Consider the following 12,076-nt stretch of genomic DNA (forward strand, 5'->3'; position numbering starts at 1 on the left):
CGAATTTTCGAGCCCTTCCTCGCCGCCCCCGCCCACGGGTGAGGCGAGATTATCTGGAGAACAACAATGCACGATTTCCTCAAGGTCACCCGTAACGGTCAGATTCTCGAGATCGTCATCGACCGCCCCAAGGCCAACACCCTGGACGCGCCCCTGAGCCGGGTGATGAGCCAGCTGTTCGCCGACTTCCGCGATGATCCGACCCTGCGCGTGGCCATCCTCACCGGCGCCGGCGCCAAGTTCTATTGCGCCGGCTGGGACCTCAACGCCGTGGCCGAGGGCGAGGAGTACCTGGAGGATTTCGGCGAAGGCGGCTTTGCCGGCTTCCCCGAGATGAAGGACCTGTACAAGCCGGTGATCTGCGCGGTCAACGGCCTGGCGGTAGGCGCCGGCTTCGAGATGTTGCTGCGTGCCGACTTCGTGATTGCCGCCGAGCACGCCGAGTTCTATTTGCCGGAAGTGCGCATCGGTGTGGCGCCAGACGTCGCCACCTTCATGCTGCCGAAGCTGCTGCCCCGGCAGAAAGCCATGGAAATTCTCATGCTCGGGCGTCGCCAGAGCGCCGCCGAACTGGCGCGCTACGGCCTGATCAACGAGGTGGTGCCGGCCGAACAACTGATGGCGCGCGCCCGCGCCGTGGCGGCGGAGCTGCTCAAGGCCGCGCCACTGTCCCTGGCCGCGGTCAAGGAAGCGGTGCACCTCACCGAGACGCTGTCCTTTGCCGAGAGCTACGCGGCGCTGCGTTCGCGGACCTGGCCGGCGTTCATGAAGATGCTCGACAGCAGCGACGCCCAGGAAGGGGCCAAGGCCTTCGTGGCCAAGCGCGAGCCGGACTGGACCGGCAAGTAGTTTTCCAGGGCCCTTGCCGCCGGCGACAGGGGCCCTTTCGACGCACGCTCGCAGCACCGATAGGGAGTTTTTAGCGGAGACATCTGTATGGCGCAGATCTGAGTTCGGCTGGGCAAGAGCAAGTCAATCATCGTGAGGACAACAATAATGACGATTCACAACGAACAACCTGTAACCAGCTCAGTGGCTGAGGTGGACAAAGGCATCTTTTGGCCATCGCTGATCACCATTTCCATACTGCTGATCTCCATGATCCTCTTCGAGGACAGTGCCAAGGTCGTCATCAAGTCGATGTTCGACTTCATCACCAATCAGCTCGGCTTCGTCTACATCTGGGCCGGCGCGCTGTTCCTCGGTGCGGTGGCCTGGCTGTCCCTCGGCAAGTACGGCGACGTGCGCCTGGGCGGCCCGGACGCGCGCCCCGAGTTCGGCCGGATGAGCTGGATCGCCATGTTCTTCTGCTCGGGCATCGGCACCTCGCTGATCTACTGGGCCGCCATCGAGTGGAGCTACTACTACGAATCGCCGCCCTTCGGCCTGGAGGCGAAAAGCCAGGCTGCGGCGGACTACTCGGCCATGTACGGCATGTTCCACTGGGGGCCGATCGGCTGGGCCTTCTACTGCCTGACCGCTTTCCCGATCGGTTACGCCTACTACAACCGTGGCAACAAGGGCCTGCGCCTGAGCAGCGCCTGCGCCGGCATCATCGGTGAAAAGAATGCCAACGGGCTGATGGGCAAGATCATCGACATCATGCTGATCTTCGGCCTGCTCGGCGCCACCGCCACGACCCTGGCCTCCGGTACGCCGATGCTGGCCGAGGCGGTCAGCCGCATGTTCGGCATCGAACACACCTTCGGCGTCGATGTCGCGGTGGTTTGCGTCTGGACCGCGATCTTCATCACCTCGGTGGTGTTGGGGCTGAAGAAGGGCATCAAGGTCCTGAGCGATATCAACCTGGTTGCCTTGCTGGTGCTGTGCTTCCTCATCTTTGTCGGCGGCCCGACCTTCTACATGTTGAACCAGTTCACCGACAGCTTCGGTCTGATGCTCTCGGAGTTCGCGCGCATGACGTTCTACACGGACCCGATCGGCAAGAGCATGTTCCCGCAGTGGTGGACCATCTTCTACTGGGCGTGGTGGGTGGCTTACGGACCGTACATGGGCATCTTCATTGCCCGTGTCTCGAAAGGGCGCACCTTTCGCGAGATCGGCCTGACCGTCACCCTGGCTGGTAGCGCCGGCTGCATGCTGTTCTTCATGCTGTTCGGCAACAACATGATGCATGCCGAGATGAACGGGCTGTTCCCGGTTATGGAGACCATCAAGAACGAGAGCCCGTCCGCCGCTATTCTCGGCGTAATGATGCAGATGCCGTTGGAGTGGTTGCTGCTTCCGCTGTTTATTTTCGTGGGCTTCATCTACACCGGTACCACCGTGGATTCGTCGGCCTATGTGATGTCGACCATCGCCTCCAAGAATCTGCAAGATGGTCAGGAACCGGTTGTCTACAATCGCCTGTTTTGGGCGCTGATGCTGGGCGCTACTAGCCTGGTGGTGATGAACCTCGGCGGCTTGGAAACGGTGAAAACCGCCAGCATTTTGGTCGGACTGCCGTTGGTGTTCTTGATGGCGATGGCGGTTCTGTCGCTGATGCGCTGGCTCGAGGAGGATCAGCCGCAGTTGCAACGGGCATCCCAGCCAGTGTCCGCAGCAGCCCCTTCCTCCACGACCGCCGGTGCGTCTGCCTCTGAGCTCGCAAGCACTCCGGTGGCGCAAGTCTGATCAAGCACCTTGGCTATAGAACGACCGGCTAATTAGCCGGTCGTTGCCGTAGTGGCGGCCGTAAAGTGTGCTGGTTTTGATAATAAGGCAGGGGCGAACCCTGTGAAGGAGAAACACGGTGGACGAGGCAATGGGTCAAGAGATTATTTTTGAGCAGCACCAGGACCTTGCCTGGATCACCCTCAACCGCCCCGAGGCGCGCAATGCCCTGTCTGAACGGGCCTTGCAGCAACTTCTGGAGGCCTTTGTCAGGTGTGCCGAGTCGCCGAGCCTGCGCGCGGTGATTCTGCGAGGTGCCGGGCCGGTGTTCTGCGCCGGTGGCGATGTGGCATTCTTCCGCCAGCTGCTCGAGCTGTCGCCCGAGGCCCGGCGCGAGCCGCTGGCGCGATACATCGGCCTGGCCCATCGGGCCATGCTGGCGTTGGCGCAGATTCCGGTACCGGTCATCGCCGCCGTGCAGGGCGGCGCCGCCGGGGTCGGCATGAGTCTCGCCTGCCGGGCGGATGTGATAGTCGTCGAGCAAGGCTGCAGGTTCATCCCGGCGTATATGGCGTTGGGTACCACGCCGGATGGCGGATTGACCCAGCTCCTGCCGGAGCTGATTGGCGAGAAGCGGGCGCTGGATGTGCTGCTGTTCAATCGTCCCATCGAAGCGGCGCAGGCCCAGCAGTGGGGGCTGGTCAGCCTGGTGGCGCAACCGGGAACGCTCGAGAGCAGCGCTACGCAGCTGGCGACACGCTTGATGGCCGGGCCTTCAGCCGCCACTCGCCAACTCAAGCGCCTGGTCAAGGGCGAGAGCCTGGCCCGGCTGGCCGAGCATCTCGACCGGGAACTGCAATCCTTCGTCGCTTGCGCGACGACCGCCGCGTTTGAAGAGGGGGTGCGGGCCTTTCTGGAGAAGCGCACGCCGGTTTTCGGCGGTTAGAGCCGGTCGGAGATCTTGAGCGGCGTGCCCTGAGTGCCTGTGCCGCAGCGCGACTAGAACCGGAAGCTCGTCAGCTGCCACCAGTCCGGCAGCAGTCGTCGGGTCTGCGCCTGGGCGAAGCGGTCGTCCAGCAGGTAGACCACGCCCTCGTCCTCGGTGGTGCGAATCACCCGGCCGGCGGCCTGCACCACCTTCTGCAGCCCCGGGTAGAGGTAGGCGTAGTCGTAGCCGTTGCCGAACATCTGCTCCATGCGCGCCTTGATTTCCTCGTTGATCTCGTTGACCTGCGGCAGGCCCAGGGTGGCGATGAAGGCGCCGATCAGGCGCTTGCCCGGCAGGTCGATGCCCTCGCCGAAGGCGCCGCCCAGCACGGCGAAGCCAATCCCGTGGGAGTGCTCGGTAAAACGGTCGAGGAAGGCCTGGCGGTTGAGTTCGTTCATGCTGCGCGACTGGTGGAGGGTCGGCACCTCGGGATGCAGGGTCCTGAACAGGTCCAGCACCTGCTGCAGGTAGGCATAGCTGCTGAAGAAGGCCAGGTAGTTGCCGGGCTTGGCGCGGTACTGCTCGGCCATGATGCGGCAGATGGGGGCGAGGCTGGATTCGCGGTGCGGGTAGCGGGTCGACAGGTTGCGCACGATGCGCACGTCCAGCTGCTCGGCGGAAAAGGGCGAGGCCACGTTCAGCCACTGGGTCTCTTCGGGCAGGCCGAGCAGGTCGCGGTAGTAGTCGGCCGGCTGCAAAGTGGCGGAGAACAGGGTGGTGCTGTGGGCGGTGTCGAAGCGCTCGGCGAGGAACACCGCCGGCACCACGTTGCGCAGGCACAGGTCGGCGCTGGGGAAGGTGCCCTGGGCATCGTTGCGGGTGATGTCGAACAGCGAGTGGGGGCCGTAGGCTTCGGCCAGCCGGCAGAACAGCGAGGCGTCCATGTAGAACTGCAGCAGCGAGCGTTCGTTGTTGTTGGGCTGATCGGTCAGGTGGTCCTTGATCGCGCCCACCGCCTTGTTCAGCGCCGCGACGAACAGGTCGGGCAGGGCGGGGTAGATCTGGTAGGGCAGCGCCTGGTCCTGATGCAGCTGATGCCAGTGCCGGGCGACCCGCTCCAGGGCGCCCTTCAACCGGGCCGGCGCCGCCGTGCACAGGGCGTGGAAGTCGTCCTGGATCAGCTCGGCGGTGTACATGCCGCGGCCGCGTTCGACCAGGTTGTGGGCCTCGTCGACCAGCAGGGTGACGCGCCAGTCGTACTGCAGGGTCAGGCCGTAGAGCAGGGCGCTGATGTCGAAGTAGTAGTTGTAGTCGCAGACCACCACGTCGGCCCAGTGGCACAGCTCCTGGCTCAGGTAGTAGGGGCAGATGTGATGGGCCAGGGCCACTGCGCGCACGTCCTGCTGGCTCAGCCAGCGGCGTTCGACGGCGGCCTGGCGGGCAGCGGCCAGGCGGTCGTAGAAGCCCTTGGCCAGCGGGCAGGAATCGCCATGGCAGGACTTGTCCGGGTGTTCGCAGGCCTTGTCGCGAGCGACATGCTCGAGCACCCGCAGCGGCATCTGCTCCTCCTGCCTGCGCAAGCTGGCCAGGGCGTCCAGGGCCAGGCGCCGGCCCGGGGTCTTGGCGGTCAGGAAGAACAGGCGGTCGAGCTTCTGCGCGGGAAAGGCCTTGAGCTGGGGAAACAGGGTGCCGAGCGTCTTGCCGATGCCGGTGGTGGCCTGGGCCAGCAGGGTGTGACCGTCCCGGGCCGAGCGGTAGACGTTCTCGGCCAGCTGGCGCTGGCCATGCCGGAACGCGGGGTAGGGAAAGCGCAGGCGCTCCAGGCTGTGGTCGCGGGCGCTGCGGTGCAGGCCCTCCTGCTCGGCCCAGGCGATGAAGCGGCTGCACTGCAGGTTGAAGAACGCCTGCAGGTCCTCGGCGCCGAAGCGTTCGCGCAGGACCGTTTCCTGCTGGGTCACGACATTGAAATACACCACCGCCAGCTCGACTTCGGCGAGCTCGTGGTTCAGGCACAGCAGCCAGCCGTAGACCTTGACCTGGGCCCAGTGCAGCAGCCGGTGGTTCTGCGGAATGCGCGCCACGTCGCCGCGGTGGGTCTTGATCTCTTCCAGCAGGTTGCTTTCGGGGTCGTAGCCGTCGGCCCGGCCGCTGACCAGCAGGCCGGGGAAGGCGCCGGCCAGCGGCAGTTCGGCGATATAGTCCGGGCCGCGGCGGCTGACCACGGTCTGGTGTCCGGCGATGCCCTCCTGCGCCGAGGGCGAGGGGGTGAAGCGCAGGTCCAGGTCGCCCTCCTTGGCGGTGAACTCGCAGAGGGCGCGTACCGCCACGGCGTAGCTCATGGCTGTGCCCACTGCACGTAGCAGACCTCGACCGGCATGCCCTGCTCGGCGCAGAACTCGAGCCAGCGCTTCTGGTTGTCCTGCAGGCGATCGCCGGGGCCTTTCACCTCGATCATCCGATAGCGCTGTTCGCCCGGGTAGAACTGGATCAGGTCGGGCATGCCGGCGCGGTTGGCCTTGAGGTCGCGCAGCAGGCGCTGGCAGCAGGCTTTCAGGTGCGCCGCCGGAATGCAGGCCAGGGCCTGTTCCAGCAGTTCCTCGCCGAGCATGCCCCAGAACACGAATGGCGACTGGGTGCCGAACTTGTCGCGGTACAGGGTGCGGATGTGCGCCTGGTAAGCGTGCGAATCCAGGCGCGCCAGGCAGGTGGCGAACAACGCCTCGCGCCGCGGCTGAAAGTCGGCGCTGAGCAGGTCCGCCGGGCCGCTCTGGAACGGATGGAAGAAGGCCCCCGGCAGTGGCGCGAACACCGCCTCCCAGCACAGCAGGCCGAACAGGCTGCAGATCAGCGTGTTCTCCACGTAGTGCACCGGGGCGTGATCGCGATGCAGGTGCTCGCGCACCGCGTACTCGACGCCGCCGACCTCGGGCTGGGCCAGGGTCAGCTCGATGCGCGCCTCCGCTACTGCGGCCCGGCGCTTGGCCGCCGGCAGGCCCAGCTTGCGTTGCAGGCGTGGCAAGGCGCGTTGCACCTGCTGGCTTTCCTGATCATGGCGCGGCGCGGCGTCGACCTGCAGGGCCAGGGCATGGGCCTCTGCGTGGCGCTCGAGCTTCTCCAGCACGCGGATTCGCCGCCAGCGGGCATCGCCGTAGTCCGAGCGCCGATAGAGGGCCAGGGCCTGCTCGAACTCGGCCTGTCTTTCCAGGTGCTGGGCGAACTGGAACAGCAACTTGGCGTGGCGCGACTGCAGGTAGGGATTGGCCGAGGCGAAGGACGACAGGGTGGCCAGCATGTCATCGATGGCCTCGCCGGATTCGAAGCGCAGGCGCAGCTCACGCAGCAGCAGGTAGTCCTCCAGGTCCTGGCGACTGCGGAAGGCCCGCGAATCCGCGGTGATGGCCACGGGCTCGTAGCGCAGTACGCCCAGCTCGGCCAGCACGAACTCGGACCAGTCCTGGCTGAGGTTGCCGAAAAACAGCAGGCGCAGGCGGTTGCACAGCTCGCCGATGGTCAGGCTGTACAGGCTGTCCGCCAACCCAGGGCACCAGTGGGCGAAAGGTTGCGGCTCGTGCTCCGCCTCGAGCAGCTGTTCGAGCAGTTCACTCTTCTTCAGCGAGGTACGGCGGTCGGCCAGCGGCAGGTGGGTGAGCAGCTCGTCCTTGCGCAGCAGGGCGACGACCTCCTCGGTCGTGAGCAGTGCGCTGTCGGTCAGCCAGCCGAGGGCCAGCAGTTGCGCCGCCGGGGCCTGGATGTCGCCGATTTCGACATAGCTCAGCTTGCTCGCGCGAAAGTGCGGGCCCTTGCGCATCACCAGGCGTACCAGCAGGGCCTGGGCGGCCAGGTCCAGTCCGGCAAAGTGCTGGATAAACGCCTGCTCCGCGTCGCTCAGCAGGTCCCGATAGCGTTCGTCGATCCAGGCGAGGGCGGACCGGAAGTTGCTCAGGTAATAGAAGTCGGCGGAGAGGGCGGTTGGCATGGCGGGCTTGGCTGGATTTCTGTCCAGCATTCTGCGTGTGCCGCTGGCTCGACACAACCGCCCGGGCGGTCCATCCGTCCAGCGTTCCGCGTGTTGCCCGACTGACCGTACAATGCGCCTTTTGCACAGGGGGTGACTCGTGGCCAGTACGGCGCAATTTGGCGTAGAGGATGCTTCATACCAGGCGGCCGGCGGGATCGACGGGCTGCGGCGCCTGGTCGACGACTTCTACCGGATCATGGACGAGTCCAGCGCGGCGGCCGACATTCGCCGCATGCACCCGGCAAGCCTGGAGCAGGCGCGCGACAAGCTGGCCTGTTTCTTAAGCGGCTGGCTCGGCGGCCCGCGCCTGTTCCAGGAGAAGTACGGCGCCATTGCGATTCCCGCCTTCCATGCCCAGTGGCCGATCGATGAGGCCCACGCCGAGGCCTGGCTCGGCTGCATGGAGCAGGCCATCGCCCGGCAGCCATATTCCCCGGCCTTCGCCGAGTACTTGCTGACCCAGCTGCGGGTGCCGGCGCAACGCATCGTCCAGGCCAGTCGCAATCGCCACAGCCCGCAGTAGTCGATGCACCTTGGGGGCGCTGCGCGGTCTTGATCCGGCGCCCCGGCCGAGCAGTCGGTTCATGAGGTGCCGAGGCCAGCGGCGTCGCTGTTCACGCCCTTGATTGCCTGGGCGTTCGCTCGGTAGGCGCGTGGCGATCAGGCCTTCCTCGCGACGATAAACACGGCCCTATCCCTTCCCGGCTGCCAGTGCCGTTCGATCGAAAAGCCGGCGCGGGTCAAGCTATCGAGCAGCTGCTGCTGGCTGAAGGCGCTAAGTGACGGCAGCAGGCCCAGCCATGCGCCCATCGATACGAGGCACCTCATGGCTTTCAACTTCAGCGAATCACCGAGACACATGGTGCTGCTGATGAAGACGCCGCCCGGCTTGAGCATTTGCTCGACCCGGCCGATGGCCTCGTCCCAGTCGCCCAGCAGGTGCAGGATATTGAGTCCAAGCACCGCGTCCAGGCTCTGCGCGGGCACCGCGAGTTCCTCGAGGCTGGCCTGGCTGAAGGTAAGGTTTTCAACCTTGGCGCTGGCAGCCTTGTCCCGAGCGATTGCGATCATCTTCGGCGACAGGTCGATTGCGTGAATATGCTTCACATAGGGGGCATGGCTGAGGGCTGTCGATCCGGTTCCGCAGCCGAACTCCAACACCAGCATGTCGGGCCGCAGATACTCTCGGGTCAGCGCCAGCTTACGCTGGTAGGTCGCCTCATCGGCCACGGGCTGTTTCGAATAACGTGCCGCGATCCTGTCCCAGAATTTCGCCGAGTGATTCACTTCGTTCTCCTCCTGATACATATGCCGGCCGTCACGCTATAACCGGGGGCGTGAGCACGTTTAGGCGACGTGCTGCGCCTTAATCGCCACAGTGTCTTTCGATAGGCCGCGTACCACCAGATAGAGCAGCGGGCCGATAGAAACAAAGATAACGGTGAGGGCCAGGTACGGCAGCACCTGGGCGACAGACTTGCCCCTGGCCATGGCGTCGCGGTACATCCAGACGCAGGCCAGCGCGGCCAGGATATAAAGGTCGATGACAACCTGTGCTGTGTCGGGGCGGGAGATGAGCTGAAGGCCGAATTGCAGCAGAGACTGCTCGGCGATGCTCATGGTGTACAGGGTGTAGGCGGAGAAAGCGATCAGGGTAACTAGCGGCAACACAATCTTCTTCATAGGACCGTCCTTGGTAGAAATTTCAGCGCCAAGCAAGCGGCTTGGCGCATCAGCCGGCGCTGTACGTTAGGCGCGTGCGCCGTTGAATGGCAACGGCTGTAATGGCGAGGGCAATGGCGAGTGAGTAAGCAAATAGCCCGAGATTAACGCCGAATATCATCTTCTCGCTGCCATCGGAAAGGACCATGGAGCCACCGTAGTAGTCACGCTGGCTATAAGCCAGCAGAAAGCCGCCGGTGACCAGAACTGTCATCAGGCTGGCCAGGCGGATATTGTCCTTGGACCAGGTTAACCAGAGACTAAAGACGCCAATCGCCGTATTGGTAGCGAGTTGCCAGACCTCATGGAGGCGCGCGTGAGGCTCCCAGGCGGGATTGAAAACATGGGATTGATTGATTTCAAAGAACGGCACGACCACTGCGTAGAAACATATTCCGATCGTTACAAGTAGTTTGGGCGTCATCGTTATTCTCACTTTTTGTGTAGCGCCAGCTGATCGGCGCTGGCGCCGTCGTCATGTGGCTTACGTGGCTGGCTCCATGACGCTCGCTCAATAATTCTGACGCCTAATCAGCATTCAATGACCTTGGTGCCGGCAATGTAGTCGTGGGCGCAGCGCTTTTGCTTGCCGAATATGAACAGGATATTGACGATTGAAATGAACTGCCCGGCCACGGGAATCTGGCCCGGGAGGAAGAACACGGCATAGCGTTTTGCCAGGTGCTTCTTGAAAGTCGGTATATCGCCGTCCAGGTCGACGATCTTTATCCCCACGACCTTTTTGCCAAGGGTCTGCCCGGACTTGATCAGCAGCCTGGTGTTGAGGGCGAAGAAAATGATCAGGCCTAGCGCGGCCATCACCAGGCTATAGGTAGTGGAAGGGCTGACACCTTCCGATATTCTGTCGAACCCTCCGGTAAAGTACATGGCGGGCAGAGTTACGATCATTATCGTCAGGGTGTCTATCAGTGAGGCGCCCAGCCTTTTCCATCTGGAGGCTGTTATATCGTTTTTGTCTACGGTCTCGACCAGTACCGACTGTGGCGGTGCATAGATGTTATCGCTCATGAGCGCTCTCCTTGTGTATGCAACTCGGGTTCGGGATTAGCAAAGCTTGATGTTTTTCTGGTGATTGCGGTTAGAAGCGGGCCTGTCGCAGTGGGCGTGTCCTGCTGCGGAGCAAGGCCGCAAAAAATTATTTCTGCATGTTCGATTGAACGCTGGGCCCCGCCGTGCGAACTACAGAGTGGCCAGGGCACTACTGCCCACAACAGGCCGGATATACGAATGCAACCGCGCTGACGACAGGCTTGAAAAGCGATTCCTCATCTACTTGTGGGGAGCGTCCATATACAGTTGTTAGGCTCTCCGTTAAATATATAGAGCATCTTTGACTGTGGTTCGCCATTCTTTATAAGAAGCGCTGATACCTTGAGTGAAAGACATCATCTCTCTAACCAATGCTTCATATTTCGGCCCATCTTCCCAACTCCCTGCGCGGTCACAGTTTAACTGTGGCGCCAAGCACATCTTGAAATTTGTCACTCCCTGCCCATAAGGGTACTCGTCAAAGTTCCTGCTAATAAATCTAATGAATTCACTAAGTGCGGATGTGAGTTTTTCAGTGCTTATTTTTAGTTCTGGCGTTATGAAGGAATGCCCGGCCTCATTCGCAAGCAATATAAAGGATTCAATCTTTCGATGCTCATCCCATCTGATGGCATCCTCAGTTTCGATGTAACCAATTAATCTATTCAGGTATTCTTCCGGCAATGAATCAGCCAGCGTCATGAATAATTCGCTGTCATGCTTTTGGATTTTCTGGTTATTTTCTTTGGTGTTTTGTGCAAGCAAAAATTCGTGTATGCCTGTTATGGCTAAATGATATAGAAGGCCGGACACACAAAGTGAGAAGCCCCAAGCCAGATCTGATTCACCCGTGATGGAAAATTCAAAATTCTTTTCAAGAAATTTGCTAAGAAGCAAAGTCCATATAGGCGTCGTCATTAAAGATAATCCTGCTATGACGACAATCCAGGTGAGTCTGTTATAAAACGTAGGTCTTAATATTTCTAATATTTTGATTGCTAATGAAATAAACCGATTCATCGAGATTCCATGGCTCTTGCCTAACGCTAGGTTAAGGGGCGGCCGCGAGCGTAGCTTGCGGACGTCCCAGTGAGCGAAGCGAACGACTTGAACCGCCAGTTAGGCGTGGGCTCAAGGCGGACGAAGATTAATGAGGCGACGAGGTTATTCATGATATTGCTTTTATGTGCCTTGACGCATTGTTAGGCTCTTCGCGTTAGGATTACGCTATTAGGCGTTCTAGACACTTCTTTGTAGCTCCTTAATGTTGTAAGGGCGCCGACTCCGCCAGCAGCAACTGCGATTGCGATTGCCGTATATGTTGCTGCACCTCCGAGAATTGCTACAGCAGCGGGGGCCGCAAAGGCAGATATCGCGGCACTACTACCGCCTGTCGGTATGGCGGCAATAGCAGCATATGTGGCAATGCCGATTGCAGCAAAAGCAATAGCCCATGCTACTGCTCCTGTAGCCCTTAGTTTGACGGTTTTCTTGGCGAGGTCGCCTGTTATCTCAATTGTGCTTTCTTTGTTTTTAAGTGCTTCGCCGAGCTCTTTTTCGGTGCTTACTTTTTTGGCCATGGTTATCTTCTCTGGGGTTTATACGTGATGCCTAACGTTTGGTTAAGGGGCGGGCTTTAGCCCGTCCCAGTGAGCGAAGCGAACGTTTTGAATGCTGTAATGGACGCTCCCCGCGCCACCCTTCTATAGACAGAGTGGTGTTGACTGTTCGCTGGGAGAAAGCTG

Annotated in this window: 12 protein-coding genes; 4 read left to right on the plus strand and 8 right to left on the minus strand. The window is 61.5% G+C overall.

Translation table 11 applies throughout. The annotated features are described in order from the left end of the window. The first annotated feature begins 66 nt into the window (after positions 1-66). From LPB260_RS14875 to LPB260_RS14885, 3 genes are all read left to right on the plus strand, one after another. Positions 67-849, plus strand: coding sequence for an enoyl-CoA hydratase-related protein (locus LPB260_RS14875; RefSeq protein ID WP_208709934.1), 783 nt, complete (start codon positions 67-69; stop codon positions 847-849). 147 nt (positions 850-996) lie between these two features. Continuing rightward, a complete protein-coding gene (locus LPB260_RS14880) occupies positions 997-2,634 on the plus strand; it encodes a BCCT family transporter (RefSeq protein ID WP_208709936.1) in 1,638 nt (545 codons plus the stop codon). Positions 2,635-2,764: 130 nt separating this feature from the next. Continuing rightward, positions 2,765-3,559: an enoyl-CoA hydratase/isomerase family protein gene (locus tag LPB260_RS14885; protein WP_208709938.1), complete on the plus strand. Its 795-nt coding sequence runs from the start codon at positions 2,765-2,767 to the stop codon at positions 3,557-3,559. Positions 3,560-3,612: 53 nt separating this feature from the next. On the opposite strand, the gene LPB260_RS14890 is transcribed toward LPB260_RS14885, so the two are convergent. Together LPB260_RS14890 and LPB260_RS14895 are read right to left on the minus strand one after the other, a co-directional pair. Beyond that, positions 3,613-5,880, minus strand: a complete 2,268-nt coding sequence (locus LPB260_RS14890) for an ATP-dependent DNA helicase (RefSeq protein WP_208709940.1) — start codon at positions 5,878-5,880, stop codon at positions 3,613-3,615. Further along, entirely contained in the window at positions 5,877-7,517 is a 1,641-nt protein-coding gene (locus tag LPB260_RS14895) for a VRR-NUC domain-containing protein (protein WP_208709942.1), read from the minus strand. The genes LPB260_RS14890 and LPB260_RS14895 overlap by 4 nt, the downstream gene beginning before the upstream one ends. A gap of 139 nt (positions 7,518-7,656) precedes the next feature. On the opposite strand from LPB260_RS14895, the gene LPB260_RS14900 reads away from it, so the two are divergent. Beyond that, positions 7,657-8,082 carry a group II truncated hemoglobin gene (locus LPB260_RS14900; RefSeq protein WP_208709944.1) on the plus strand — a complete coding sequence of 142 codons (426 nt, stop codon included), beginning with the start codon at positions 7,657-7,659 and terminating at the stop codon, positions 8,080-8,082. Positions 8,083-8,219: 137 nt separating this feature from the next. Here LPB260_RS14900 and LPB260_RS14905 read toward each other — a convergent pair whose 3' ends face one another. The 6 genes from LPB260_RS14905 to LPB260_RS14930 all read right to left on the minus strand — a co-directional run bounded on the left by LPB260_RS14905 (position 8,220) and on the right by LPB260_RS14930 (position 11,911). Continuing rightward, positions 8,220-8,846 (minus strand): class I SAM-dependent methyltransferase, encoded by a 627-nt coding sequence (locus LPB260_RS14905; protein WP_208709946.1) that lies wholly within the window; start codon positions 8,844-8,846, stop codon positions 8,220-8,222. 60 nt (positions 8,847-8,906) lie between these two features. Beyond that, positions 8,907-9,242 carry a DUF2834 domain-containing protein gene (locus tag LPB260_RS14910; RefSeq protein WP_208709948.1) on the minus strand — a complete coding sequence of 112 codons (336 nt, stop codon included), beginning with the start codon at positions 9,240-9,242 and terminating at the stop codon, positions 8,907-8,909. Between the two features lie 49 nt (positions 9,243-9,291). Continuing rightward, positions 9,292-9,705, minus strand: a complete 414-nt coding sequence (locus LPB260_RS14915; RefSeq protein ID WP_208709950.1) for a hypothetical protein — start codon at positions 9,703-9,705, stop codon at positions 9,292-9,294. A gap of 107 nt (positions 9,706-9,812) precedes the next feature. Then, positions 9,813-10,310, minus strand: a complete 498-nt coding sequence (locus LPB260_RS14920) for an RDD family protein (protein WP_208709952.1) — start codon at positions 10,308-10,310, stop codon at positions 9,813-9,815. A 303-nt stretch (positions 10,311-10,613) separates the two neighbouring features. Beyond that, the gene (locus tag LPB260_RS14925) at positions 10,614-11,351 is read right to left on the minus strand and encodes a hypothetical protein (RefSeq protein ID WP_208709954.1); all 738 of its coding nucleotides are present in this window, start codon (positions 11,349-11,351) and stop codon (positions 10,614-10,616) included. Positions 11,352-11,533: 182 nt separating this feature from the next. Then, a complete protein-coding gene (locus LPB260_RS14930) occupies positions 11,534-11,911 on the minus strand; it encodes a hypothetical protein (protein ID WP_208709956.1) in 378 nt (125 codons plus the stop codon). Positions 11,912-12,076 lie beyond the last annotated feature (165 nt).

It is taken from the genome of Pseudomonas sp. LPB0260, from assembly GCF_013388395.1.